We start from the raw sequence: 25,681 nt of genomic DNA, 5'->3' as shown, positions 1-25,681 counted from the left end.
CCTCATCAGCAGCTCGTGGATCCGCGGTGGCCACGGACACGACCCGTGAAACGGGTGCCGGCCGCCGCCTGCCATTCTGGGCGGATATCTTTCCGGGTGAAACGTCTTCGGCCGGGCCGGCGGGCCGGTCAGGCCATGGTGAGCCCGCCGCTGACCGACAGCGTCTGACCGGTGATGTAGCCGCTGTCGTCGGAGGCGAAGAACGCGACGGCCGCCGCCACGTCGCTCGGCTGCGCCAGGCGGCGCAGGGGCACCGACCGCGTCATTCCGGCGATGACCTTCTCGGCGTCCTGGCCGGCGTTGTCGGCGAACTTGCGCAGGGCGGGCGTGTCGGTGGGGCCGGGGCAGACGGTGTTCGCGGTGACGCCCCTGGTGGCCACCTCGCGGGCGAGCGTCTTGGTGAAGGCGATGATGCCGCCCTTGGCACCGGAGTACACCGCCTCGAGCGAGGAGCCGACCCGGCCCGCGTCGGAGCCGATGTTGATGATGCGCCCCCAGCCCCGCTCCAGCATGCCGGGTACCACGGTCTTGGTGACCCGCAGCGCCCCCTTGAAGTTGATTTCCAGGATGCGGTCCCAGAACTCCTCGGTGGTGTCGACGAACTTGAGGAAGTCGTCCCAGCCGGCGTTGTTCACGGCGATCTCGACCGGGCCGAGCTCGCCGGTCACCGCCTTCACCCCGGCCTGGACGGAGGCGGTGTCCGTCACGTCCACGTGGACGGCGATGGCCTTGCCGCCGGCGGCGTTGACGGCCGCGGCGGTGGCCGTCGCCGCCTCGAAGTTGAGGTCGGCGACGGCGACCTGGAAACCCCTGGCCCCGAGCGTCCGCGAGATGCCCTCGCCGATGCCCTGCGCGCCGCCGGTGACGAAGGCGACCCGATTGCTCATGTTTGTCTCCGCTGTGCTCGTCGTGTCGTGTGTTCGTCGTGTCGCTGGAAAAGCCGTGCCGCCGGGAAAACCGTGCCGGCGGAAAAGCCGTCAGGCGGCGCTGGACGGCCAGTTCACCGGCCCGGCGATGAGCGAGTGGCTGGTGAGGGTGCGGCCGAGCACCGACTGCGCCTCGCGGGCCGCCTCGATGATCGCGGGCAGCGACAGGCCGGTGGCCACACCCATCTCGTGGAACATGCTCACCAGGTCCTCGGTGGCGATGTTGCCGGTCGACCCGGCCGGGACGGGGCAGCCACCGAGCTCACCGAAGCTCGACTCGAAGCTGGAGCAGCCGGCTTCCAGCGCGGCGAACGCGTTGGCCAGCCCCTGCCCCCGCGTGTTGTGGAAGTGGGCGGTGACCTCGACGCCGGGCAGCCGTTCGAGCGCCGCGGTGAAGAACTCGCCGGCGTACGCGGGGTTGGCCATCCCGGTGGTGTCACCGAAACCGATCTCGGTCGCCCCCGCCTCGGCGAACCGCTCCGCGATGTCCAGCACCCGCTTCAGCTCGATCCTGCCCTCGTACGGGCAGCCGAAGGACGTCGCGATGACGGCGGCGCAGCGCAGCCCCTCCGCCCGGATCCGGCCGACCATGACGTCGTTGTCGGCCATCGTCTCGTCGACGGTGCGGTTGACGTTCTTCTTGTTGTGCGTCTCCGACGCGGACACGAAGACCGCGATCTCGTGGAAGAGGTGGCGCACCTTCAGCGCGTTGTCCAGCCCCCTGCTGTTCGGGACGAGGACCATGAGCGACACGTCGTCGGGCACGTCGATGCGCTCAAGTACCTGCACGCGGTCGGCAAGCTGTGGGATCACGTCCGGGCGGACGAAGCTGGCCACCTCGATCCGTTTGAAACCGGCTCGGCCCAGGGCGTTGATGAGCCGGACCTTGTTGTCGGTGGCGATGCGTTCCGGCTCGTTCTGGAAACCGTCCCGTGGGCCGACCTCCCGGATGTGCACACGGTCGGGGCGGTGCGTGCTCATTGTTCGGACTCCTCTCCGTTCTCCGCGGGCCTGTGTCGCCGCGGGCCTGACCGGGCTGCTCAGGATCTGTCCGAGACAGCCCGCTCGAGGGCTTCCTGATGCTCCGGCGCGGCGATGGCGATCAGGCGCCGGGCACGTTCCACAAGGTCACAGCCGCGCAGGTGCGCGGCGCCGTACTCCGTCACGACCACGTCCACGTCCGACCGGGACGTCGTCACCACTCCTGCCTCGAGAGCCGGCCTGATCGTGGACTCCGCTCCGGAACGCGCGCGCAGCGCGATGACGGAACGGGTCCCGGTCAGGGCCGCCGCCCGCGAGAAGTCGACCTGGCCGCCGACCGCCCCGATCAGGGCGCCGCGCCGTACCTCGGCTCCGACCTGCCCGGTCAGGTCGACCTCGATGGCCGAGTTGATCGACACCAGCGAACGCAGGTGGGACAGTGTCGCCGGGGCGTGCGTGTAGCTGGCGGGGCGGAACTCGACCGGCAGTTCGGCCAGCCGTTCGTACAGTTCGGTGCTGCCGAGCGCCGCGCCGGTGACGACGACGCCCTGGTCGATCTCCTTGCGCGCCCCGGTCAGCACGCCCTTGTCGACCAGGCGCATGATGCCGTCGGAGATCATCCCGGAGTGGAAGCCGAGGTCCCGGTGGCCGACGAGGCAGTCGAGGACCGCGGATGGAAGTGGACCGACACCCATCTGGAGGGTGTTCCCGTCCTCGACGAGCTGCGCAACGTTGCGCGCGATGGCCTGGTCCGTGCTGTCCGGCGGGCGTTCGGGTGCCTGCCGCAGCGGGCGGTCGGTCTCCACCACGGCCGCGAACCGGCTCAGCGGGATCCGTGGCGTGCCGACGGTCGCCGGCATCCGTTGGTTGATCTCGGCGATCAGCACGGGGGTGTGCCGCACGGCGTCGGCGGCGTAGTCCACGCCGACACCGAGCGAGCAGGTGCCGTCGGCGTCCGGCGGCGAGACCTGAACGAAGCCGACGTCGCGGGGCAGGTGCCCCTCGGCGAACATCCGCGGTAGCGCGGAGTAGTGGCACGGCAGCACGTCGAGGCGCCCGGCACGGCTGAGCACCCGTAACTCGCCCAGGCCGCCGTAGGAGACCAGACGGAGTGCCTCGGGCAGCTCCCGGGTGAGCCGCTTGTCCCAGCTCAGCCCGCAGAAGGCGCGCCGCGGGCCGAGCCGGTCGATCTGGTCGAGCAGCGCGTGCACCAGCGGCTGCGGTTCCGCGCTCGCCTGGCCCCACCAGACACCGGCACCCGGCGCCAGGTACCTCGTGAGATCGATCATCCGTCGAGCCGCTGCACCAGGGTGGCGGTGCCGAGCCCGCCGCCGCAGCACATCGTGATCAGGCCGAGCTCGGCGTCGCGCCGTTGCAGTTCGGCGAGGATCGTGGCGGTCAGGCGCGAGCCGGTGGCGCCGACGGGATGCCCGAGCGCGATGGCCCCGCCGTTGACGTTGACCCGGTCCATGTCGGGCTTGAGCTCGCGTTCCCAGGCAAGCACCACGGAGCTGAACGCCTCGTTGATCTCGATCAGGTCGATGTCGTCGATCGTGAGCCCGTTGCGCTCGAGCAGCTTGCGCGTCGCGGGGATGGGGCCGGTCAACATGATGATCGGGTCGACCCCGACCGTGGTCTGGTCGAGGACGCGGGCCCGGACCTTCAGGCCGTGACGCTGCGCGGCCGGGCGGGAGGCGAGCAGCACGGCGGCGGCGCCGTCGGAGATCGGTGACGAGCTGCCGGCCGTGATGCGCCCGTCCTCCGGGCGGAAGGAAGGCTTCAGGCCGGCCAGCGTCTCCAGGTTGGTGCCCGGCCGGATGCTCTGGTCGCTGCTACGGATCTCCCCCGCCAGTTCCAGGGGCACCATCTCGGCGGCGAAGCGGCCCTCGTCGACCGCCGCGACGGCCAGCTGGTGCGAGCGCACCGCGAACTCGTCCATCTCCGTGCGGCTGATCTGCCAGCGGTCCGCGATCAGCTCGGCGCTCTCGCCCTGGTGGACGAAGGAGTACCGGTCGCGCAGCTGAAGCGGCCACGGGTCGCCGTACAGTTCGGAGATCTTGCCTGGCGAGTTGATGGGGACGTGCCCCATATGCTCGACGCCGCCGGCGATGACCACGTCGTGCGTGCCGGAGCCGATCAGCGCGGCCGCCATGGCGAGCGCGGTCTGCGCCGACCCGCAGCGCCGGTCGAGGGTGACGGCGGGCACCTCGGGCGGGTAGCCGGCCTGCAGCCAGGCGTTGCGCCCGATGTTGCGCGACTGCTCGCCGAAGGGCGCCGTACAGCCGATGACGAGGTCCTCGACCACGTCGGGAGCGATACCGCCGCGGGCGATCAGCTCGGTGTAGCAGGCGGCGAGGATCGCGTTGGGGTGGGTGTCGCGGTACCAGCCCCGCTCCGGGTGCGACCTGCCGATGGGTGTGCGGACGGCCTCCGCTATCAGCACCTCCCGGCCGGTGTGCAGGAAGGGGCTTGTGGTCGCCCTGGTCATCACATCACCGTTCCACCGTCGACGGGCAGCACCTGGCCCGTGATGTACGCGGCCGCGTCGGAGGCGAAGAACACGAAACTGCCGGCGATCTCCGCCGGCTGCGCCCAGCGGCCGAGCGGGATTCTCGCCAGTGTCTTCTGCGCCAGCTTCTCGTTGCTGCGGATGTTCTGCGTCATGGGTGTGGCCGCCAGCGGGGCCAGCGCGTTGACCGTGACGTTGCGCCGCGCGAGCTCCTTGGCCAGCGACTTCGTCAGGCCGATGATGCCGGCCTTCGCCGCCCCGTAGTTGGCCTGCCCGATCGTGCCCTGCAGCCCCGCGGCCGAGGTCACGTTGATGATGCGCCCGCTGCCGTCCTCGGGCAGGTACGGCAGGGCGGCCTGGCTGCACACGAAGCTGCCGACCAGGTGGATGTCGATGATCCGGCGGAACGCCTCCTGGGTGAGGTCGGGGAACATCGCCGGTGCGATCGCGCCGGCGATGTTGACCAGGATGTGCAGGGTGCCGTCGGCGAGCGCCGCCGCGCGCCGGGCGGCCTCGGCGGCGGCCGTGCCGTCGCGGACGTCGAGGGCGAAGGAGTCCGTCGTGCCTCCGGTGGCGCGGATCCGTTCCGCCACCGACTTCGCCGCCTGTTCGTCGATGTCGGAGACGAGGACCGCGGCGCCCGCGGCCGCGAACGCCTCCGCGACCGCCGCCCCGATCCCGCTGCCCGCCCCCGTCACCAGTGCCGAGCGGCCGTGCAAACCGAACATCAGTAGCTCCTGGGCAGACCGAGAACGTGTGGGCCGAGATAGTTCAGGACCATTTCCTGGCTGATCGGGGCGATCCGCAGCAGCCGCGCCTCCCGGAAGTAGCGCGCGACGGGGTACTCCTCGGAGTAGCCCATTCCGCCGTGCGTCTGCAGCGCCCGGTCGGCCGCCTGGAAACCGGCGTCGGCGCACAGGTACTTGGCGGTGTTCGCCTCCCGGGCGCAGGGCTTGCCCTGGTCGTAGAGCCAGGTCGCCTTGCGCAGCACCAGTTCAGCCGCGTCGAGGTGGGCCAGCGAGTCGGCCAGCGGGAACTGCAGGCCCTGGTTCTTGCCGATGGGACGGCCGAACACCTCGCGCTCGTTGCCGTAGCGGACGGCCTGCCGCAGCGCGGCGCGGCCCAGCCCGAGCGCCTCGGCGGCTATCAGCATCCGCTCCGGGTTCAGCCCGTCCAGCAGGTACCGGAACCCCGCACCCTCCTCGCCGACCCGGTCCTCCACCGGAATGCGTAGGTCGTCGATGAAGAGCTCGTTCGAGCTGACCGCGTTGCGCCCCATCTTCCTGATCGGCCGGATGTCGACCGCGTTGCGGTCGAGGTTGGTCAGGAAGAGGGTCATGCCGTCGGTCTTCTTCTTCACGTCCTCGTACTTGGTCGTCCTGGTGAGCAGGAGGACCTTCTCGGACTCCAGCGCCTTGGAGATCCACACCTTGCGCCCGTTGACCACGTAGTGATCGCCGTCCCGGCGGGCGAACGTGGTGATGCGCGTGGTGTCGAGCCCCGCGCCCGGCTCGGTGACCCCGAAGCACACGTGCAGGTCGCCGTTGACGATGCGGGGCAGGTTGCGCCGCTTGAGCTCTTCCGAGCCGTGGACGATGACCGGGTGCATCCCGAAGATCGACAGGTGCATCGAGCTCGCGGCGTTCATGCCGCCGCCGGACGCCGACACCTCTTCGAGCAGGATCGACGCCTCGGTGATACCGAGGCCGTGACCGCCGTACTCCTCGGGCGTGGTGATCCCCAACCAGCCGCCTCTGGCGAACGCGTCGTAGAACTCGGTCGGGAACTCGTGTGCGGAGTCCTTCTCTAACCAGTACTGATCGTCAAACTTGTTCGCGAGTTCGGCGACAGCTTTGCGGATCGTCGCCTGGTCCTCTGTCAGGTCGAAGTCCACGGCAGGTCTCCTGTTCAGCCAGGCACGACAACTTTTGGATGGAGCGTATCAAAGGACAGACCAAAAAGTCTGTATCAGCTGACGGGCAGCAGAGGCAGTGCCGCGGCCAGCCGCTCGTTCCACACGCCCGGCGCGCCGAAGAGCCGTTTGTTCAGCTTCGCCCGCTTGTAGGCGAGCTGCAGTTCGTGCTCCCAGGTGTAGCCGATGGCGCCGTGCATGGTCAGCGCGCTGTCGGCCGCCTGCTCACCGGCGGCCGTGACCTGCGCCTTCGCGGTCGCCGCGTGCAGCGCCGCCTCCTCGTTCCCCTGGTCCACGGACGCGGCGGCGAAGTAGACGATGGACCGAGCTGCCTCGACCGAGACCAGGATGGAGGCGGCCGCGTGCTTCACCGCCTGGAACGAGCCGATCGGGACCCCGAACTGCCGTCGCTGCTTGCTGTACTCCACCGCGAGACGCAGCATGCGCTCCGCGGCCCCGAGGCTGTCGGCGGCGACGAGAACGGCCGCCCGCAGCGCGGCCTGGGCGAGCACCCGCTCGGCGTCGACGTCCAGCCGCCGGGCGGGAACGTCGGCAAGATCCACATCCGCCACCGAGCGGCTGCGGTCCAGCAGTTCGCGAGCCCTGATCCCCACACCCTCGGTGTCGACGTCGACCAGGAACAACGCCCGCCCCGCGGCCGTGCTCGCCGGAACGACCAGGTACCGGGCGCGGTCCGCGCCGAGGACCGACCGTACGGTGCCGCGCAGGACTCCGATCTCCTGGCCGTCCAGGCCGGCCCGGTCGGCCTCCACCCGGACAACCGAGCCGGGCTCGTCCGGCGGCCTGTCCGCGTCCACGGCGAGAGCCGCGAAGCTGCCGTCGGTGAGCACCGCGGCGACCCGCCCCGGCAGGCCGGTCAACGCCTCGACGGCGAGCACCGACGCCGTCCACGCGCTGGACGGGGCGCTGTGCCGCCCCAGCCGCTCGGCCGTGAGCGCGAGCTCCAACAGGCCGCCGCCCTGACCGCCGTACTCCTCCGCGAACCCCACGGCCAGCCAGCCCTCCGAGACGAACAGCCCCTCGAAGGTGGCGGCGTCACCGGCGCCGAGCCAGTTGTGCACGGTCTCGGCGGGGGCGAAACGGTCCAGCCACTCGCCCAACGAGTCCCGGAACATCTCCTGCTCGTCGGCCAGATCCCACCGCATGCCCGCTCCTGTCATGCTCGTCCATGATTGCCCTGCGCACGATGTTCGGATGGTAACTTAGGTCTGACCAATAGACCATCGATAGATGGAATCACATGGCCGACGCGTTGAAGAAGGATCGATCGGCGATCCGGCTCGCTCCCATGGAGGTCCCCAAGGCATCGGACGTGCTGGCGAACGAGCTTCGCGAGCGCATCCTCACCGGCGAGTTCACCGAGGACACACCGCTTCCACCAGAGCGTGAGCTGGTCACGCAGACCCGGATGAGCCGTTCAACCGTCCGGGAGGCCCTGCGCATCCTTGAGGTTCAGGGCCTGGTCCGGATCAAGGCCGGCCGGGCCGGTGGCGCCTTTGTCCAGCGGCCAAGCAAGGACGCGGTCGAGACCTCGGTGAGCCTGGTGATCAGGGGCCAGCAGATCCGGCTGGCCGCGCTGCTGGAGACCCGCGAGGCCATCGAGCCGTTCTGCGCCCAGCTCGCCGCCCGGTACCGCACGGAGGACGACCTGAAGGCGCTCGATGCCGCCAACGAGGCCATCACCGACACCGGCAGCACGCTGGCGGCGTTCCTGCAGGCCAACGTCGACTGGCACGTGGGCGTGGCCACCGCCAGCCACAACGAGTTGCTGATCGGCCTCATGACCGCCCTGTCGCGGGCGATCTACACGGCCACCGAGAACGAGCGGTTCATCAACGATGAGGTGCGACGGCTGACGGCGAAGGCGCACGTGTCCATCACCAGGGCCATTCGCGCGCGGGACCCCGAGGCCGCGGTACGCCGGATGAACCGTCACGTCCACTCCTACGCCCAGGCGGTCCTCGAGGTCGAGGAACGCACCGAGATCTCGGTGCCCAACGGGACGTGACAGGCGGTCACCCGCCCACCGAGGCCCCGTCGGAACCCGCCCCGATTCCGGTCCACCCGCGCTCAGGCGTCCAGCCCGACCGCCGCGCGGATCTCCTCCACCGCGTCCGGGTTCTCCGCGCCGGAAAGATCCCCGGGATCCCGGCCCAGGGCCGCCGCCCGCACCGCGCGCCGCAGTATCTTCGCCGACCGCGTCTTGGGCAGTTGCGACACACGCCGGACCAGCCCCGGGGCGAAGGGCTTGCCGAGCTCGGCCGCGACCATCTCCCGCAACTGCGCCGAGACGTCCTCCGTCGCGTCCGGGCGGGGAACCCAGAACGCCCAGACAGCCTCGCCCTTCTTCGGGTCCGGGACGCCGACCGCCGCCGCCTCGGCCACCGCCGGATGGGTGATCATGACAGATTCGACCTCGGCCGGTGCCAGGCGCTTGCCCGCCACGTTCATGACGTCGTCGGAGCGGCCCAGGATGAACCACTGCCCGTCCTTGTCGACCAGGGCGAAGTCGCCGTGGCGCCACAGGCCGGGGAAGGTCGACCAGTACGCCTCGAGATAGCGGGCCTCGTCCCGCCACACCCCGCGCGTCATCGCCGGCCAGGGCTGACGGCACACCAGCTCGCCGACCTCACCGCGCACCGGCTGTGCCCGGTCGTCCACCACGTCGACGTCCATGCCCAGCGACGGGCCGCCCAGCGAGCAGCTGCGGATGGGCTCGACCGGGTACGGCGCGAGGAAGGATCCGCCGACCTCGGTGCCGCCCGAGAAATTGATGATCGGGACCCGCCCCCCGAAGACGTCCCTGGCCAGCCATTCGTAGGAGTCGGGGTGCCATGGCTCACCCGTCGAGCCGAGCACGCGCACCGACGACAGATCGAAGTCGTCCAGCGAGATCTTCTCGCTGGAGCGCAGCGTGCGGATCAGCGTCGGCGAGACCCCGAGCATGGTGACGCGGTGCCGGTCCACCAGGTCCCACAGGCGGTTGGTGTCGGGCACGTCGGGCGAGCCCTCGTAGAGCAGCAGCGTCGCGCCGTTGGCGTGCGTCCCGAAGATCGATAATGGGCCCATGATCCAGCCCATGTCCGTCACCCAGCAGAACACGCCCCCCGGGCCGACGTCGAAGGAGTAGGCGACCTCGCTGGCCACCTTCACCAGGAAGCCTGCGTGGGTGTGGACGGCACCCTTGGGCCGGCCCGTCGTCCCGGAGGTGTACGCCAGCAGCAGGGTGTCGGTCGCGCGCAGCGCCTCGGCCTCGCCAGCGCCGTCCGGGCCGGCGTCATCCGGGCCGGTGAGCAGGTCGCTCCACCGGACATCCCTGGTCGCGGAGGTCTCCGGGGCATCGTCGAGGTTGCCGACGACGACGACGTGCTCCACCGTCGGGCAGGACCGCAACGCCTCATCGAGCAGCGGTTTCATGGCCACCGCGCGGCGGCGCCGGATGGTGCCGTCGGCGACGACGACCGCCCTGGCGTCGGCGTCCTGGATACGGGAGGCGATGGCGGAGGGCGCGAACCCGGAGAACAGCGGCACCAGGACCGCGCCGATGCGGGCGACCGCGTAGGAGGCGACGACGGCCTCGGGGATCATCGGCAGGAACAGGGCGACCGCGTCGCCCCTGCCGATCCCGAGCCGGCGCAGGCCGGCGCTGACCCGCTCCACCTGCCGGGTGAGCTCACGGTAGGTCACCGTCGTGGTCGTGCCGTCCTCGGCCGTGTGGATGACGGCCGGCCGGTTCGCGACCGAGGCGTCACCGTCCCAGCGCCCCAGGCAGGCGTCGACGATGTTGAGCTCGCCGCCCACGAACCAGTCGGGATGCTCGATACCCGCGGAGAGGTCGACCACCCGCGAGTACGGCGTGCGGAAGGGCAGGCCCAGGTCCTTGACCACGGCGTCCCAGTACCAGCCGATGTCGCGCACCGAGCGCTCGCGCAACTCGGCCAGCGACGACAGGCCGTGCGCCCGCGCCAACCGGGTGACGTTGGCGTTCTCGATGTACTCCGAGGTGGGGGTCCAGGTGTACCCGGTCCCGGCGTGTTCGGTCCCGGTGTGCTCGGTCCCAGTATGCTCGGTCACGGTCAGCTCCGGGGCATGTCGAGGATACGTTCAGCGACGATGTTGCGCTGGATGAAGGTGGATCCGCCGGCGATCGCGGTGCCGCGGGCCTGGTAGGCCAGCCGGAGCCAGCGCGTGCTGTCCAGTTCCCTGGCATCCGGGGAGAACTGGCCGCCCAGCGGCTCCAGCGAGAGCCGGAAGTCGGCCAGGTCCTCGACGAGCGGGCAGAAGTAGAGCTTGCCGATCGAGGTGACCGGCCCGGGCGGGCCGTCGGCGGCGGCGAGCGTGACCACCCGCTGGCCGATGAGATAGTGGATCAGGGCGCGCCCGTAGAGGTCGGCGACCTTCTGGCGGATCGCCGGGTCCTCCCCCAGCGGGCGCCCGTCGTCGCCGGTGCGCCGGCCGATGTCGGCGATGATGGTGTCGACGGCGCGCTTGGTGTTCACCCGGCCGGTGGCAATGGCGACCCGCTCGTAGGACAGCGTGGCCATCGCGACCCGCCAGCCGCCGTCCACCTCGCCGACGACCCTGTCGTCCGGGATGAAGACGTCGTCGAGGAAGACCTCGTTGAACTCGGCCTCGCCCAGCATGTGCGCGAGCGGACGGATGGTGACGCCGTCGGCGTCCATCGGCAGCAGGAAGTAGGTGATCCCCTTGTGGCGCGGCCCGCCGCCGGTGCGCGCGAGCAGGATGCCGTTGGCGGCGAGGTGCGCCCGGCTGGTCCAGATCTTCTGGCCCTGGAGCAGCCAGCCGCCGTCGACCCTGGTCGCCCTGGTCCGCAACGACGCCAGGTCCGAGCCGGCCTCCGGCTCGGAGAAGAGCTGGCACCAGATCTCCTCGCCGGTGAGGATCGGCCGCAGGAAGCGCTCCTTCTGCTCGTCCGTGCCGAACTCGATGATCGTCGGACCCGCGAGGTCCTCACCGATGATGTTCAGCCGTTCGGGGACGCCGGCGCGGTCGGTCTCCTCGGCGAAGACCGCGCGTATTTTCGCGTCGGCGCCACCGCCGCCGTACTCCTTCGGCCACGACAGCCCGGCATAACCGGCGTCGAACAACAGACGTTGCCACTGCCGCCAGAACGGCAGCTTCTCGACCAGATCGGCCGGCTCCGGCCAGGGAAGGCGCGGAAGTGCCGTCGCCAGCCATTCCCGGACCTCGGCGCGGAAGTGTCGTTCCCCTGGCGAGTCCGCAAGATCCATGCTTGCACCCCTCATCCGCGATTGATGCGATGGTACTATAGGTCAGACCGAAAAGGGGTTTTCGCAGTGGCCACATGCACGGTGGCCGCTGGCACGGGGAGGACTTGCGCGGTGGCGGCTTTCACGGTGGCGAGGAACAACGGGTGAGCGACGGGAAACTCATCGGCACGGTCGTGGACAAGATCGCCTTCGACGTCGAGCGCGGCAAGATCTGGGAGTTCGCCCGGGCGACGTTCACCACGGACCCCGTACACACGGACGCGGACGCCGCGCGCGCCGCGGGTTTCGACGATCTGCTGGCCACCCCGACCCACGTCGTCGTCGTCGGGCACTGGCGTGACCAGCGCGCCTTCGTCGACAGGCTCGGCCTGGCCCTCGAGCGTGTGGTCGTGGGCTCGGTGCGCTGGCAGTACCTGCGCCCGCTGCGGGCCGGGGACTCGCTGCGCGCCGTGCGCCGCGTCGTCGGCGACGAACGCCGCGACGGGAAACGCGGTGGCTCCATGCGCGTCGTGACACTGGAAACCGAGTATGTCGACGCCACGGGAACACCGGTCGTCCGGCAGCGGGATGTGCTCATCGAGCGAGGAAAGAGCGCATGAGTCACCCTGTTCGGGCCAGGCAACCCATTCGGGCCGCGGTCGGGGACACCCATCCGGCCCGAGAGATCGGGCCGCTCACGCAGACCGACATCGTGCGTTTCGCCGGCGCGGGCGGCGATTTCAACCCGTTGCACCACGATCCCGAGTTCGTGCGCTCGAGCGGCTTTCCCGGTGTCATCTCGATGGGGCAGCTGCAGGCCGGGATGCTGGCCGGCTGGCTGTCGGACTGGCTGGGCGTGGAGCACCTGCGAGAATTCGAGGTGCGTTTCGTCGCCCCGGTTTTCCTCGGCGACGTACTGCGCCTGTCCGGTGAAATCGTCGCGGTCGACGGGCCGGGCCCTGCCTCGGCCGCCGAGCCGGTCACGGAGTCGGTCGCCGAGATCGCCCTGTCGGTGCGCCGGGGCGACGACACAGTGGTACGGGCCAGCGCGAAGGCCGTCGTCGCCTCGTCCTGAGGTCGCCGCGGCCCGCGCCGGCGCCCACCACCTCCCACGCCGGCGGCCACCACCGGTGGCCGCCACGCCGCTGTCGGGGCGTCTCCCGCGGAGCTCCGCTCGGCGCTGAGCGGGATCCGCGGGAGACGCCCCGGCTCACGCCCCGAGCTTCTCGGCCCTGAGCTTCTCGGCGATGTCGGCGCGCAGGACGTGTTTCTGGACCTTGCCCGTCGCGGTCATCGGCAGCCGCGAGACGATCTCCAGGCGCTCGGGCACCTTCTGGATGGCCAGCCCCCGGCCGAGCAGGTAGGCCCGCACGTCCTCCAGCGTCAGCGGCTCGTGCCCCGCGGCGAGCACGAGGTAGCCGCACAGCCGCTCCCCCAGCCGCTCGTCCGGCATCCCGACGACCGCGACATCGCCGATGGCCGGGTGGGCGGTGAGCAGGTCCTCGACCTGGCGGACGCTGATGTTCATGCCGCCGCGGATGACGATGTCCTTCAGCCGGCCGGTCACCCGCACGTACCCGTCGGCGTCCATGACCCCCAGGTCGCCGGAGCGCGAGTAGCCGTCCGGGGTGAACAGGGCGGCGGTCTCCGGTGGGTTGTTGATGTACTCGAGCATGTGGCTGGGCCCGCGGAAGGCGATGTCGCCCTCCTGGCCACGCGGCACCTCGTGGCCCGCCTCGTCGACGATCCTGATCGAGCTGCCGGGCAGCGCCGACCCGTCGGAGGTGATCGAACGGGTCGGGTCGTCCTCCACCGTGCACATGGTGCTCACGGCGTTCTCCGTACGGCCGTAGAGGCTCTCTATCTGGCAGTTCGGCAGCAGGTCACGGGCCCGTTCCACGAAGGAGCCCGGTATGGGCGCGCCCGCGGAGACCCAGATCCGCAGACTGCTGGAATCGTGCTGGTCGGGGTCGTAGACGTCGATGAGCATCTGCAGGAACGTCGTCGCGGTCACCGAGACGGTGCAGCGGAACTTACCGATCTGCTGCAGCCCCGCGCGGGGCTCCCACACGTCCATCAAGTGGGAGGCGGCGCCGTGGATCAACGGTATGAGGAGGCTGGTGATGAACCCGGTGGTGTGCGTGATGGGCGACGGGCCGAACTGGACGTCGGACTGGCGGTAGCCGAGACCCTTGCCGAGCAGCCGCGAACCGCCAGCGAAGGTGTTGAAGGTGTGCAGGCAGCCCTTGGGGTTGGACGTCGTGCCCGAGCTGTAGACGATCACGAAGGGGTCGTCGGCGCCGGCACCCGCGCCGAGTTCATCGGCCGTGGGCGCCGGGCCGGTGGCCGCCAGCAGCGATTCGAAGGGGATCACCGTGTCGCGCTCGTCGGAGGAACTCCCCCGCACCACGATGATCTTCTCCAGGCTCGGGCTGTCGGCCTGGAGCTTGGTGTACATGTCGAGGTAGTCGAAGTTGCGGAACTTCTCGCTGGTGACGGCCAGCCGGACGCCACCGTCGCGCAGGATGTAGCCGACCTCCTCGTTCCGGTAGATCGGCATGATCGGTATCGCGATGGCGCCGAGCCGTGACAGCGCCACCACGACCTGCACGAATTCCGTCCAGTTGGGGAGCTGGACGCTGACGCGGTCCCCCCTGCCGACGCCGAGGCGCCGCAGGCTGGCCGCGAGGCGTAACCCGCTGTCCCGCAGTTCCTGGTAGCTCAGGGACGCGCTGTTGTCCGTGACGAACACTTTGTCTGGCTGCTGGGAGGCCTGCGTCTCCAGGATGTCGAACAGGGTTTCCGCACGCCATACACCGGTCGCGTAGTAGGTGGTGATGTCGTCGTGCGAGTAGCGGTCCGTCACCGTTGTGAACGTCATCGTGATCTTCCTCGTCGTCAACAGCTACCGTGCCCCAGGTCACACCATTTCAGTCAACCTTAGAATGGTTGGACCAAAAAGGCAACGAGTTGGAGCCGAACGCCGACAACGGGTCAGAACTGGACGATCTCGGAGTCAGACGATCACCGCATCTTCCACTCGGGAGCCCGCTTCTCCCGGAACGCCCGCACCCCCTCGACGAGGTCCTCGGTGGTGAAGGCCAGCGCGAGCTGGGCCTGCAGCACGTCCAGTGCCTCGCCGAGCGCGAGGTCCCGAGTGGTGTTGATGGCGTCCTTACCGAGCCTGATCAGCAGCGGCGACTTCGACGCCAGCTTGCGCGCCCAGGCCCGGACGGTGTCGTCGAACTCGGCGTCGGGCACCACCGTGTTCACAATGCCCAGGTCACGGGCTTCCGAAGCGCTGACGAGCTCACCGAGCAGCATCAGCTCGTTGGCCTTGAGCCGACCGACGTTGCGGTAGATGAGAGCCGAGATCATGAAGGGGAACGCGCCCACGTTGATCTCCGGGCAGCCGAACCGGACCGACTCCTTCGCGATCACCAGGTCGCAGGCCAGCGCCAGCCCGAACGCCCCCGCGAGCACGTCGCCGTTGGCGGCGCAGATCACCGGCTTGCCCAGGGCCCCGATCAGCTTGAACAGGCGCGGGAAGCGGTCGAGCCCGGCGTACTTGGTGATCGTCGGACGATCGTCGGCGAACGCCTTGAGGTTGCCGCCCGCGGAGAAGATCCGCTCATGCGACGAGGTGAGCACCGCGACCCGCACGCCAGTGTCGATCTTTGCCTCCTCCAGCGCGTCCAGGAGATCATCGAGGAGATCGTCGCTGAGCGCGTTGCGGGTCTGCGGGTGATCCAGCGTCACGAGGGCGACGCCGTGGTCGTCGACCTCGTAGCGGACGAGCTTGTCTGTCATCGGCGTTGTCCCTTCCCGGTACGGGGTGTTCAGTCCTGTGTCAGGACGATCTTTCCGAACCCGCCGCCCCGCTCGAGGTACTGATGCGCCTGGTCGGCCTGGTCGAGCGGAAAGACCCGGTCGATGACCGGGGGCGCCACCCGCCGGGACGTCAGCAGCTCCAGCAGCCCGGCGAAGTCGCGGGGACCACCCATTGTGGTACCGAGCAGGTCGAACTGCCCGAAATAGAAGTGCCGTACGTCGATGCGCGCCTCCTGCGCGCGCGACGCGCCGAGAACCACCAGCCGGCCGCCCGGCCGCAACGCCCGGATCGACTCCTGCCAGGTGCCCACCGAATCCAGCACGAGGTCGAAGCCCCTTCCCCCGGGTGAGAGCTCCCTGGCCGCCTGTGGCCAGTCGGGCTCGGTGTAGAGCACGCCGCCGCCGGCCCCGAGCCCACGAGCAGACTCGATCTTGCCGACCGAGGACGAGGTGACCGCCACCGAGGCGCCGATGCCGACCGCGAGGCTGACCGCCATCGTGGCGACGCCGCCACCGGCGCCGAGCACCAGGGCGGACTCCCCGGCACGCAGCCGGCCGCGGGTGAACAGCGCGCGATAGGTGGTCAGCCCCACCAGTGGCAGGGCAGCCGCCTGCGGCCAGCTGAGCCCGGCGGGCTTCGGCACCACACATTCGACGGGCACCCGCACCAGTTCGGCGTAGGTGCCCGGCCGGTGGTCGCCGAGGATCTCCCAGGACGCGCCCGGCGCGCTGTCGTCCTCGCCCCACCACAGCGAGGGCACGATCACCACTTCCTCGCCGGTGTCCACCCGCACGCCCGCGCCGTCCGCGCCGAGCACGTGCGGCAGCGGGGAGTGGTACCTGCCCTGCCGGACCAGCACGTCGTGCCAGTTCAGGGCGCTGGCCCGCAGCCGCACCGTGGCCCACCCGGGCTCCGGCCGCGGGTCGGGGAAGTCGGCGAACCGAAGGTTGCCCGCCGGGCCGAACTCGTCGAGGACAACCGCGCGCACCCTACCTCCAGAACCCCAACTAAAGGTCTGACCATTGGACCCTAGTGCTGGCGGGCGCGGGGGCGCAAGCGGCCCCGCTACAGGTGGTTCTGGCCGATCGTCAGACGCAGGTACTGGGAGATGGCCTCCGCGCGGTTCTCCGCGCCCAGCTTGCGCAGAATGCGCTTCACATGCGACTTCACGGTACCGTTGGTGATCACGAGTTTCTCGGCGATCCTGTTGTTCGTCGCGCCCGTCGCCATCAGCGTCAGCACCTCGAGCTCACGGCCCGTGAGCGACTCCATCTTCGACGAGCGCGTGGTGTGCAGCAGCCGGGCGGGCCGGGTGGCAGCGAGCGCGGTGGCGTGCTCCCGGCTGGCGAGATCGATCTCGGCACCCGCAAGGTCGTCCAGCACCGACTCGACGGTCTGCATCGCACTGCGCACCTGCTCGCGCTGGTCACGCAGCCGCCCCAGCAGCACGGCACGCTCGAAGATCTGCCCGAAACCCTCGGCGAAGGCCCACAGGATGTCCCGGTCGAGGGCGGACACCTGCTCGGACTTGTAGTCCGCGTGCAGGAAACCGATCACCCGGCCGGTCGGCATGAGCGGCGCCGCGACGTAGGAACGCAGCTCGGAGGCGTCCAGGAGCGGGCGGTAGACCCGCCGGTCGTGCGCGCCGTCGGTGACCAGCGCCGGTTCACACCGCCGCACCATCTCGCTCTCGAGTAGCAGATGATCGAGGTGGATCTCCGGGATGGCGCTGATCCACTTCCGGAAGGTCCGCTCCACCTCCTGGTCGGTGACCGCGTAGCTCTTCCACGGCCGCCACACCGAGCCCTCGACCCGGGAGAGCATCACTCGGTCGAAACCGCAGCCGTGCACGACCGACTCGCACACACGGTTCAGCAGCTCATCCGGTTCATGCACTTTGCGTAGCTGAACCAGGCCGGCGTCGAGCATGTCCAGACGTCGCAGGCGCTCATGGACGAGAAAGTCGTGGATCTCGTAGCGGATGGTGTGCAGTCCCGCCAGCGCCGTGCTCACGTTGACGAGCGAAGCACCGTCCGGGTACTTCGCGGGTGAGACGAGCCGCTCGCGGAGCAGGCCACTCATGACCGCGAGTTGCCCGTCGACAGCGTTGAGGTCGTCCGCGGGCCTGCGGGCGATGTCCCGCCCGACGCCATCGACCAGCTGATCGGCAGTCACCAGCAGTTCACGCGCACGACGCATCAGGTCAGGCCGCCGACGCGTCCCGACCGGAACCATCGCATCCGCGGCGTCCCGGGGGTCTCTTCCCTTCGGTGGAGTCATCGCTGCCAGATCCAGTTCGTAAGGACGTACCGCACCGGTCTGCGCACCGAACCGGTGTGGCGTGTGGCATGTAAGTCTAGGCCCGACCAGTCGGTTTAGGCCTGACCAATCCCGGATTAGGTCTGACCAATCTTCACGGCCGGCGAACCCCCGGGGCGGCCCGCCCCACCCCGCCAGCGCCGGCTCATCGCCGGCCCGTTTCCGCCAGCGATGGCGTGCGCGGCTCTGCCGCCAGGGGCTTCCGACGGTGGGAACAAGCCCATCGATGTACACGATCGTGGACTTGTGGTGACAAAAGGGTCGGGCTGCGAGGGGTGACAGGAGAACCGCCGATGGGGACGGCAGTGGCGGCGCTTCGCGGGACCGGTCCGCGGGCGGGGCCTCGAGCGGCGCAAAAACGCAGGTCAGGGCCGTGCGGACAGGCGGCGAGGCCACGACGCGCGCACCCCGCTCCGGTACGGACGGGCTTTTCCGAAGGAGAAACCCGGGAGAAGGCATCATGAATGTCTCGGTGAACCGCGACCCGCGTGCCGGGCATGGGTAGTAGTTGCTTGCCGCATGCTTGCTACCTGCTTGCCCTACCCACGGTCTTCGACCTTGCGGATGACGCCGACCAGGTGACATTGTTGTATAGCCGACCGGATGACGGCCTGCGTTCTTCCGTGCAACGCGCGACATCGATGTGCCCGATGTCCGCCATCGTGATCGAGGAGTGAACAGGTGCGCCCTGCCGTTGCCGAAGCGGTTCCGGCCGGCCCATCCATGGTGGTGTCCCCACTCGCGACCCAAAGCCGGGCCTGACGAAAAAGGATGTACGCTGTGCGAAGCACGATGCAGGACTTCCCTCTGACGGTGCGTTCGATAGTGGCGCACGGCGTCTCGGTCCACGGCGATCACGGTGCGCGGACCGTGATCGCACCAGGCCAGGTCAGCCGTGCCACGTATGCCGAGATCGGTGCGCGAGCCGCCCGGCTGGCAGGTGCCCTGCGCCGGCTCGGCATCGTCGGGGACCAGCGGGTGGCGACCTTCCAGTGGAGCAACCAGCAGCACCTCGAGGCGTACGCGGCCGTACCGGCGATGGGAGCCGTGCTGCACACGCTGAACATCCGCCTGGCCGCCGAGCAGGTGGCCTACATCGCCAACCACGCCGAGGACCAGGTCATCATCGTCGACGATTCCCTGATCCCACTGCTGGCCGGGGCCCTGCCGAAGATAGACAGCGTGCACACGGTGCTGGTGAACGGCGACGGGGACGCCTTCGCCCTGGAGGATGCCGGCAAGCAGATTCTCCGGTACGAGGAGGTCCTTGCCGCCGAGCCCGAGGAATTCGACTGGCCGGCCGTTGACGAACGCGACGCGGCTTCGATGTGCTACACCAGCGGCACAACGGGCAACCCCAAAGGAGTGGTTTACAGCCACCGGTCGCTGTGGTTACATTCGCAGGCTGCCTGCACCGCGCAGGGTTTCAGTATCAACGCTGACGACACGATTCTCACCATCGTGCCGATGTTTCACGCCAACGCCTGGGGCCTGCCGTACGCCGCTCTGATGAGTGGTGCCAATCTGCTGCTGCCCGGGCCCTTCCTGCAGGCCCAGACGCCGGTCGGGACCATCGATCAGGAACGCCCGACCGTGTCGGGAGCCGTTCCCACCATCTGGAACGACATCCTGAACCACCTGCGGAACAACCCCGGACCCGACCTGTCCTCGTTGCGTCTGGTGCTGTGCGGCGGATCGGCGGTGCCGCGCTCGTTGATGGAGGCCTTCGACAAGGAGTTCGGCGTCCGGATCCTGCATGCCTGGGGGATGACAGAGACCTCTCCGCTGGCGGCGATCGCCCGGCCGCCGGCCGGCCTCGACGAGGAGGAGATGATGCGCTTCCGGGTCACCCAGGGCAGGCCGATCGCGGGCGTGGATCTTCGCATCGTCGACGACAACGGCATCGAACTGCCCGCGGACGGGAAGTCGATCGGCGAGCTCGAGGTCCGCGGGCCCTGGGTCACCGGGGGCTACTACCGCGACGACGACCCGGAGAAGTTCCACGACGGCTGGCTGCGTACCGGCGACATCGGCAGGGTCGACCCCCTGCACTACGTCACGCTGACCGACCGGACGAAGGACGTCATCAAGTCGGGTGGCGAGTGGATCTCCTCGGTCGAGCTGGAGAACACGATCATCGGCCATCCGGACGTGCTCCAGGCCGCCGTCATCGGCGTGCCCGACGAGCGGTGGCAGGAGCGTCCGCTCGCGGTCGTGGTGCTGCGGGACGGAGCGAGCGTGACGGCCGAGGAGCTGCGGACGTGGCTGACGGGCAGGGTCGCGAAGTGGTGGCTGCCGGAGAACTGGTCGTTCGTGGACGCGGTCCCGCTGACGGCGACCGGCAAGTACGACAAGAAGGTGCTGCGCCGCCAGCACGCGGACCAGCTTCTGACAGTACAGACCATCTGACGCCGCCAGGGCGACGGACAGGCGACGTGCACCGGTACACCGCGAGGTAGCGGGACGGCTGCGGGAACCCGGGGGCCGTGAGGCGGACGGCCACACCCCGGGCCATGGGTACGCGGTGCCAGGGATCATCCCTGACACCGCGACCCTGTTTGTCCGCTCGTCCGCTCGTCCGCTCGTTCGCCGCCCGCGGGACGCCGGGAGGCGGGCTCTACCGCAACGGGAAGCCGAACCGGACCGCCAGCCCGCCCCCGCATCGAGGCGATGACCGGAACCGACCGAGGTCGGCCCCGGATGCCGGACGTTCCCGTCCCGAGCCGAACTTCCCGGTCGCCAACCTCATCAACGGGATCAAGAGCCTCCCCGCGACGCGGACCCCTGAGAAGCGCTGATCGCAGGCGCGTTCACGAGGCCGCCACCCGGGCATCGGCGCAACCGGGCAGCCGCCTCGCTCGCTTACGGGAGCCGCTACAGGTGGCCACGAAGGCGATAAGGATCTTCGAAGTGGAACAGTCAGGCGTCCAGGGCACATCGACGATCACAGCACGACGTCAACAAGATGTTACTTTAAGTAAGTAAATCAACTTAATAAGTGATATTATTGATCTTATTAACCGTCAATTCGATAGGATCCGCTACGAATCAGCGCTTCTGCGTACGGCACGCACGCTACCCTCTTCGAAAAAGAAGCTCGGTCGTGCACACGTGGGTGACCCAGCGGGTCAGTCAGCCGTATGGTTTGGCGCGTCCACAACGCGGTCGAGTGACAGAGATCGACAGAACGTGACAAGGCCGGACTTTGACTTCTGATCCGCCAGGTGTCCAGTGCTGGACGCCTGCGCCAGTCGAGGAGGCTCATCGTGTCCACCGGGGACATCAGGTGCCACGGGAGAAACCACAGACCGATGATCGGCGACCGCACACACCAGCGGTCGATCTCCGACCGGACGGTGAGCGAGGTACTCACCATCATCGGCAAGGCTCAGGCGCTCCTGTGCTCCCAGCAACTGCCCGACACCACGGAGATCGACGACTTACCCGCCGCCAGCAGCGCATTGGAGGCCGTCTGGCACGGCGTATGCGCGGCCGCGGCCGGTGACCACGCCACCGCCGACCGCTTGGCCGGTGCCGACGACCTGCTCCCGCTGCTCATCCAGCTGAAGAACACCGACGACGACGTACGCGAGGAGCACGCCCACCACCATTCCAGCACGATCCGTAAGGTTCAGAACGCTCTCAGTCGATTACACCAGCTGTCCTCGGTATCCGAACTGATCGAGGCAACCCCGGGCATCGCGTGCACGATCGGGTTCGACCGGGCGATCATGTCACGCATCCACGAGTCGATCTGGGTACCCGAGACGATGTACGTCGAGGGAGACCGGGAATGGGCCCAGCTCATCGTGCGAGCCGGGCAGGACAATCCGCAGAAGCTCGTGCCCCCCTTGTTCGAGACGGAGATCGTACGGCGAAGACGGCCACTCATCGTCACCAACGTCCAGGATGAGGCGCGGGTCCACCGGGCGATGGCCGAGGCGGCCCGGGTCAGAAGCTATGTCGCGGTACCGATCACGACCTCCTCCCAGGTGATCGGTTTCCTGCACGCCGACCGCTACTACCACCGCGGCGAGCTCGCCGAGTTCGACCGGGACATCCTGGCGGTCTTCGCCGAAGGCCTGGGCTATGCGCTGGAGCGCGCGGTCCTCCTCGACCGCCTGGCCCAGATGCGCACCGAGATGCTGCGCTACACCGCCGGGCTGGCCGCGACGATGAACGACATCGAGGAGCCGATCAGGTTTGGCGCATACGGGATGAACCACGGGTTCGCCCAGCCCGTACGCCCGTTCCACGACACCCCCTGGCCCGCGGACTCCCGCCTGACCAGGCGGGAGATCGACGTGCTCAGGCTGATGGCCGCCGGCAACACCAACGCGCGCATCGCCGACCGGCTGATCATCTCCGAGGGAACCGTGAAGTCCCACGTCAAGCACATCCTGCGCAAGCTGAACGCGGCCAGCCGTACCGAAGCGGTGTCGATCTGGCTGCACAGCGAGCGGGAGGCGTCATGAGCCGCCGGGAACAGCCCCGCGCCAGCGACAAACAGACGACCGACAACGAACAGACGATGTCCGTCCGACGACACACCGGAGCACGGACGGGTTGACACCGTTCACGACACCACCCCGATCATCACCCTCCTGACCATCAGGTCAGATCGGTGGGTGGTTCGCCCAGGCGACCGGCAGCATCCCTCCCGCACCTGGAATCCCGGCGTGGGAGGGACGGGACCGTCAGAGGCTAAAATATTACAGTCAGTGATGGCAGCGAGCCGCTGGAACACAGACAGGCGCCGACAGGAGTAACTCCTGGTGACGTCCTACCGGGCCGTCACGACCGTGCCGCCGAGTCTGCCGCGGCGTCGAGCGAGGTACGCGAGAGGACCGGGGCGTCACGTCCCGTCCCGAGGGAGCCGCCGGGCCGGCCGGCCGGGGAGCCTGCGCTCTCTTCGTGGTACTCCTCCTCGACGTTGACCGACCAGACGTCGTGGGTCGTGCCGGTGGCGATGTTCTCGGCGGTGAGCATCGCGGTGAGCATCGAATGGTCCTGGTTGTTGTACCGGAACATGCCGTTGCGGCCGACCGGGTGGACGTTGGTGGCGTGCTCGGCGAGCCAGCCGCGTATCACGTCGACGTTCGCCCGGTAACGGTCGTCGTAGATGGGATAGGCCTTGCCCTGGCGGACCACATATCCCGCCTCGACGTCGTCGTAGTCGACGAGGCCGAGCTTGGCCAGCTCCCGCCTGCCCTGCTCGATGAGCTCGTCGTCGGGAGCCGTCCAGGCGGCGTCGCTCTCGAAGACCGTGTACTCCAGGCCGAGCACGTTACGGCCGTCCTTGACCAGGAACGGCGACCAGGAACCGAAGTTCTGGATGCGCATGGTCCGCACCTGCGGGTCGTGAATGTAGATCCAGTTGTCGTTCCAGGGCACCTTGTCGGCGGGCACCACGAGCGCGACGGTGATGAAGTCCCGGTAGCGCAGGTCGCGCGCGGCCTGCGCCACAGCGGCCGGGACGGGCGGGTCCATCGCCGTGATCAGCTCGGAGATCGGCATGGACGACACGACGTCGGTACAGGGGTAGACGGTGGTCCCCCCGTCGCCGTCGCGCGCGACGACCGCCGTCGCGCGGCCGTCGGCATGCCTGATGCCCGCCACGGTCGTGTTCATCACCACCTTGCTGCCGGCCGCGGTGACCTTGTCACGGCAGACCTCCCACATCATCCCGGGGCCGTACTTGGGGTACTGGAACTCCTCAATCAACGAGGTGATCTTCTTTTGGTTACGGCTCGGCGAGACCGCGTTGACGATGGCGTTCGCCAGCGACAGGCTCTTCACCCGCTGGGCGGCCCAGTCCGCCGGCATCTCGCTGACCGGCACCCCCCAGACCTTCTCGGTGTAGGTCTTGAAGAAGGTGCGGTAGAGGCGCCAGCCGAACCGGGCGACCAGCCAGCTTTCGTAGTCCGTCTGGTCCTTCGGCGGCCGGGCCCTGGCCCACAGGTACGAGCCGACGCACCGGGCGGCCTCGGCCGGGCCGAGGTTGCGCAACGCGTTCCCGGCGTTGATCGGATAGTCGTAGTAGGCGCCGTTGTAGAAGATCCGGCTCTTGCGCGGCCGCAGCAGGAAGTCGGCGTCGTCGAGAATCTCGTGCCAGAGCTCCTCGACCGCCCGGACCTTGGTGAAGAACCGGTGGCCGCCGATGTCGAACCGCCAGCCGTCGCGCTCGACCGTCCGGGAGATGCCGCCGACCTGGCTGTCCGCCTCGAGGACGGTGGAGGCGATCCCGTACTTGTGCAGTTGGAAGGCCGCGCTCAGACCCGCTGGACCGGCGCCTATCACCAGGATCTCGCGACCGGGTTCCGCGGGCGGCGTTGAAAGCTCGGTCATGGGATGCAACGGCTCCTTGATGGCTGAAGGGGACGATTCCTGCGGCTGACTACCCGGCGGTGCCGGTCACCCTGCGCTGGCCAGCCCGCGGTGGCTACGTGGTGTGACATGGCGGTCACGACCCGATCGGGGATCGTCATCTTCGATGACCGTTCCCGCGTCGCCCGCAATGATCACGCTTTCCATCTTCACCAGAGTAGATAGTCCGCGAGGGCGGGGGGACGGCGGGTCTCACCACAGCCGCCCGAGTGGCCGTCCGGTGGCCGCCCGGGTGGCCGTTCGGGTGACGGCTCAGGCGTCGGATGCTCCGGCCGCCGCGGCGAAGCCGGTGCGCAGGTCGGCAAGGATGTCGTCGATCCCCTCCAGACCGACCGAGAGCCGGACCAGTTCGCCGCTGACCCCACTCGCGGCCTGCTCGGCCGCGGTGAGCTGGGCGTGGGTGGTCGTGGCGGGATGAATGGCCAGCGAGCGCACGTCACCGACGTTGGCCAGATGGCTGTGCAGCGCAAGGGCCTCGACGAAGGCCCGGCCCGCCGCCGCGCCGCCGCGGATCCCGAAGGCCAGCACGGCGCCGGCGCCGGCCGGCAGGTAGCGCGTCGCCGCCGCGTGCCAGCGGCTGCTCTCCAGCCCCGGGTAGGCGACCCACAGCACGTCGTCGCGGCCCTCAAGCCAGCGCGCCACCGCCAGCGCGTTCTCCGAGTGCCGCTGCACCCGCAGCGACAGCGTCTCCAGCCCCTGCAGCAGCAGGAAGGCGTTGACCGGCGACAACGCCGGGCCGAGGTCGCGCAGCAGCTTCGCCCGGGCCCGCACGATGTAGGCAAGCTCCGGGAAGGCCTCGAGGAACACCAGCCCGTTGTAGGACGGATCCGGTCTGGTGAACCGTGGGTAACGCCCGTTGCCCCAGTCGAACCGGCCGCCATCGACGATTACCCCGCCGATGGACGTGCCGTGCCCGCCGATGAACTTCGTCGCCGAGTGCACGATCACGTCGGCGCCATGCTCGAGCGGGCGGGACAGATACGGGGAGGCCAGGGTGTTGTCGACGATGAGCGGCGCGCCCGCCTCGTGCGCGACCTCGGCCACCCCGGCGATGTCGAGGACGTTCCCGCGCGGATTGCCGATCGTCTCCCCGTAGAAGGCTGCGGTGTTCGGGCGCGCGGCGGCCTTCCAGGCGCCCAGGTCGTCGGGATCGTCGATGAAGGTCGTCTCGATACCGAACTCGGACAGCGTGTGGGCGAACAGCGCGTACGTCCCGCCGTACAGCGACGACGACGAGACCAGATGATCGCAGGCGGAGGCGATGGTGAGGATCGCCAGCGCCTGCGCCGCCTGCCCGCTGGCCGTCGCCAGCGCCGCGGCACCGCCTTCGAGGTCCGCGACCCGCTGCTCCAAGACGTCCTGGGTCGGGTTGACCACCCGGGTGTAGGTGAACCCGAACTCGGCGAGCGAGAACAGGTCCGCCGCGTGGCGGGTGTCCTCGAAGACGAACGACGTGCTCTGGTAGATCGGCACCGCGCGGGCGCCCGTCGCCGGATCCGGCCGGGCGCCGGCATGGACCTGCCGGGTCTCGAAGCTGTACGTCGTGGACTCGCTCGTCACGGG

At 69.2% G+C, this 25,681-nt stretch carries 20 protein-coding genes; 5 read left to right on the top strand and 15 right to left on the bottom strand.

All coding sequences use genetic code 11. From position 1 onward, the window contains the following. Positions 1–128: 128 nt before the first annotated feature. The 7 genes from FSYMDG_RS09870 to FSYMDG_RS09840 form a co-directional block, all read right to left on the bottom strand. Positions 129–887, bottom strand: a complete 759-nt coding sequence (locus tag FSYMDG_RS09870) for an SDR family NAD(P)-dependent oxidoreductase (protein ID WP_013873381.1) — start codon at positions 885–887, stop codon at positions 129–131. Between the two features lie 90 nt (positions 888–977). Beyond that, positions 978–1,907 (bottom strand): hydroxymethylglutaryl-CoA lyase, encoded by a 930-nt coding sequence (locus FSYMDG_RS09865; RefSeq protein ID WP_013873380.1) that lies wholly within the window; start codon positions 1,905–1,907, stop codon positions 978–980. Positions 1,908–1,966: 59 nt separating this feature from the next. Further along, positions 1,967–3,196: an acetyl-CoA hydrolase/transferase family protein gene (locus tag FSYMDG_RS09860; protein ID WP_013873379.1), complete on the bottom strand. Its 1,230-nt coding sequence runs from the start codon at positions 3,194–3,196 to the stop codon at positions 1,967–1,969. Further along, entirely contained in the window at positions 3,193–4,395 is a 1,203-nt protein-coding gene (locus tag FSYMDG_RS09855; RefSeq protein WP_013873378.1) for a thiolase family protein, read from the bottom strand. The genes FSYMDG_RS09860 and FSYMDG_RS09855 overlap by 4 nt, the downstream gene beginning before the upstream one ends. Then, positions 4,395–5,144: an SDR family NAD(P)-dependent oxidoreductase gene (locus tag FSYMDG_RS09850; RefSeq protein WP_013873377.1), complete on the bottom strand. Its 750-nt coding sequence runs from the start codon at positions 5,142–5,144 to the stop codon at positions 4,395–4,397. Before FSYMDG_RS09850 ends, FSYMDG_RS09855 begins: the two co-directional genes overlap by 1 nt. Then, the gene (locus FSYMDG_RS09845) at positions 5,144–6,310 is read right to left on the bottom strand and encodes an acyl-CoA dehydrogenase family protein (protein ID WP_013873376.1); all 1,167 of its coding nucleotides are present in this window, start codon (positions 6,308–6,310) and stop codon (positions 5,144–5,146) included. Before FSYMDG_RS09845 ends, FSYMDG_RS09850 begins: the two co-directional genes overlap by 1 nt. A 74-nt stretch (positions 6,311–6,384) precedes the next feature. Further along, positions 6,385–7,494 (bottom strand): acyl-CoA dehydrogenase family protein, encoded by a 1,110-nt coding sequence (locus FSYMDG_RS09840; protein WP_013873375.1) that lies wholly within the window; start codon positions 7,492–7,494, stop codon positions 6,385–6,387. A 95-nt stretch (positions 7,495–7,589) separates the two neighbouring features. Here FSYMDG_RS09840 and FSYMDG_RS09835 point away from each other — a divergent pair, with 95 nt between their 5' ends. Further along, positions 7,590–8,357 carry a FadR/GntR family transcriptional regulator gene (locus FSYMDG_RS09835; protein ID WP_013873374.1) on the top strand — a complete coding sequence of 256 codons (768 nt, stop codon included), beginning with the start codon at positions 7,590–7,592 and terminating at the stop codon, positions 8,355–8,357. Positions 8,358–8,419: 62 nt separating this feature from the next. Here the strand turns inward: FSYMDG_RS09835 and FSYMDG_RS09830 are convergent, their stop codons facing one another. Together FSYMDG_RS09830 and FSYMDG_RS09825 are read right to left on the bottom strand one after the other, a co-directional pair. Next, positions 8,420–10,423: an AMP-binding protein gene (locus FSYMDG_RS09830; protein WP_013873373.1), complete on the bottom strand. Its 2,004-nt coding sequence runs from the start codon at positions 10,421–10,423 to the stop codon at positions 8,420–8,422. 2 nt (positions 10,424–10,425) lie between these two features. Beyond that, positions 10,426–11,601, bottom strand: coding sequence for an acyl-CoA dehydrogenase family protein (locus FSYMDG_RS09825; protein ID WP_013873372.1), 1,176 nt, complete (start codon positions 11,599–11,601; stop codon positions 10,426–10,428). Between the two features lie 143 nt (positions 11,602–11,744). Between FSYMDG_RS09825 and FSYMDG_RS09820 the strand changes: the two genes are divergently transcribed. Continuing rightward, positions 11,745–12,200, top strand: a complete 456-nt coding sequence (locus FSYMDG_RS09820; protein ID WP_013873371.1) for an FAS1-like dehydratase domain-containing protein — start codon at positions 11,745–11,747, stop codon at positions 12,198–12,200. Continuing rightward, on the top strand, positions 12,197–12,655 hold the full coding sequence (locus FSYMDG_RS09815; protein ID WP_013873370.1) for a MaoC/PaaZ C-terminal domain-containing protein: 459 nt from the start codon (positions 12,197–12,199) through the stop codon (positions 12,653–12,655). The genes FSYMDG_RS09820 and FSYMDG_RS09815 overlap by 4 nt, the downstream gene beginning before the upstream one ends. Before the next feature lie 135 nt (positions 12,656–12,790). Here FSYMDG_RS09815 and FSYMDG_RS09810 read toward each other — a convergent pair whose 3' ends face one another. The 4 genes from FSYMDG_RS09810 to FSYMDG_RS26810 form a co-directional block, all read right to left on the bottom strand. Next, positions 12,791–14,461 (bottom strand): AMP-binding protein, encoded by a 1,671-nt coding sequence (locus FSYMDG_RS09810; protein ID WP_013873369.1) that lies wholly within the window; start codon positions 14,459–14,461, stop codon positions 12,791–12,793. 143 nt (positions 14,462–14,604) lie between these two features. After that, entirely contained in the window at positions 14,605–15,390 is a 786-nt protein-coding gene (locus FSYMDG_RS09805) for an enoyl-CoA hydratase/isomerase family protein (protein ID WP_013873368.1), read from the bottom strand. Between the two features lie 29 nt (positions 15,391–15,419). After that, positions 15,420–16,400, bottom strand: a complete 981-nt coding sequence (locus FSYMDG_RS09800; RefSeq protein ID WP_013873367.1) for a zinc-binding dehydrogenase — start codon at positions 16,398–16,400, stop codon at positions 15,420–15,422. A gap of 77 nt (positions 16,401–16,477) precedes the next feature. After that, positions 16,478–17,587 (bottom strand): LuxR C-terminal-related transcriptional regulator, encoded by a 1,110-nt coding sequence (locus tag FSYMDG_RS26810; RefSeq protein ID WP_165001419.1) that lies wholly within the window; start codon positions 17,585–17,587, stop codon positions 16,478–16,480. 924 nt (positions 17,588–18,511) lie between these two features. On the opposite strand from FSYMDG_RS26810, the gene FSYMDG_RS09785 reads away from it, so the two are divergent. Then, positions 18,512–20,140, top strand: a complete 1,629-nt coding sequence (locus FSYMDG_RS09785) for a long-chain fatty acid--CoA ligase (protein ID WP_013873364.1) — start codon at positions 18,512–18,514, stop codon at positions 20,138–20,140. A 902-nt stretch (positions 20,141–21,042) separates the two neighbouring features. Then, on the top strand, positions 21,043–22,206 hold the full coding sequence (locus tag FSYMDG_RS09780) for a helix-turn-helix transcriptional regulator (RefSeq protein WP_050803455.1): 1,164 nt from the start codon (positions 21,043–21,045) through the stop codon (positions 22,204–22,206). Positions 22,207–22,525: 319 nt separating this feature from the next. Here the strand turns inward: FSYMDG_RS09780 and FSYMDG_RS09775 are convergent, their stop codons facing one another. Both FSYMDG_RS09775 and FSYMDG_RS09770 read right to left on the bottom strand, forming a co-directional pair. Further along, on the bottom strand, positions 22,526–24,079 hold the full coding sequence (locus FSYMDG_RS09775) for an NAD(P)/FAD-dependent oxidoreductase (protein ID WP_013873361.1): 1,554 nt from the start codon (positions 24,077–24,079) through the stop codon (positions 22,526–22,528). Positions 24,080–24,370: 291 nt separating this feature from the next. Next, positions 24,371–25,678, bottom strand: a complete 1,308-nt coding sequence (locus FSYMDG_RS09770; protein WP_013873360.1) for a bifunctional o-acetylhomoserine/o-acetylserine sulfhydrylase — start codon at positions 25,676–25,678, stop codon at positions 24,371–24,373. Between the last annotated feature and the right edge of the window lie 3 nt (positions 25,679–25,681).

The organism is Candidatus Protofrankia datiscae, assembly GCF_000177615.2.
GTDB classification, from domain to species: Bacteria; Actinomycetota; Actinomycetes; order Frankiales; family Frankiaceae; genus Protofrankia; species Protofrankia coriariae.
This window is presented reverse-complemented; position numbering and strand designations above follow the sequence as displayed.

Excerpts from the sequence above, each read along its gene's own strand:
- FSYMDG_RS09815 (WP_013873370.1), top strand. The coding sequence starts at position 12,197 with ATGAGTCACCCTGTTCGGGCCAGGCAACCCATTCGGGCCGCGGTCGGG.
- FSYMDG_RS09865 (WP_013873380.1), bottom strand. The coding sequence starts at position 1,907 with ATGAGCACGCACCGCCCCGACCGTGTGCACATCCGGGAGGTCGGCCCA.
- FSYMDG_RS09810 (WP_013873369.1), bottom strand. The coding sequence starts at position 14,461 with ATGACGTTCACAACGGTGACGGACCGCTACTCGCACGACGACATCACC.
- FSYMDG_RS09855 (WP_013873378.1), bottom strand. The coding sequence starts at position 4,395 with ATGACCAGGGCGACCACAAGCCCCTTCCTGCACACCGGCCGGGAGGTG.
- FSYMDG_RS09835 (WP_013873374.1), top strand. The coding sequence starts at position 7,590 with ATGGCCGACGCGTTGAAGAAGGATCGATCGGCGATCCGGCTCGCTCCC.
- FSYMDG_RS09775 (WP_013873361.1), bottom strand. The coding sequence starts at position 24,079 with ATGACCGAGCTTTCAACGCCGCCCGCGGAACCCGGTCGCGAGATCCTG.
- FSYMDG_RS09860 (WP_013873379.1), bottom strand. The coding sequence starts at position 3,196 with ATGATCGATCTCACGAGGTACCTGGCGCCGGGTGCCGGTGTCTGGTGG.
- FSYMDG_RS09780 (WP_050803455.1), top strand. The coding sequence starts at position 21,043 with ATGATCGGCGACCGCACACACCAGCGGTCGATCTCCGACCGGACGGTG.
- FSYMDG_RS09870 (WP_013873381.1), bottom strand. The coding sequence starts at position 887 with ATGAGCAATCGGGTCGCCTTCGTCACCGGCGGCGCGCAGGGCATCGGC.
- FSYMDG_RS09825 (WP_013873372.1), bottom strand. The coding sequence starts at position 11,601 with ATGGATCTTGCGGACTCGCCAGGGGAACGACACTTCCGCGCCGAGGTC.
- FSYMDG_RS09840 (WP_013873375.1), bottom strand. The coding sequence starts at position 7,494 with ATGCGGTGGGATCTGGCCGACGAGCAGGAGATGTTCCGGGACTCGTTG.
- FSYMDG_RS09805 (WP_013873368.1), bottom strand. The coding sequence starts at position 15,390 with ATGACAGACAAGCTCGTCCGCTACGAGGTCGACGACCACGGCGTCGCC.
- FSYMDG_RS09850 (WP_013873377.1), bottom strand. The coding sequence starts at position 5,144 with ATGTTCGGTTTGCACGGCCGCTCGGCACTGGTGACGGGGGCGGGCAGC.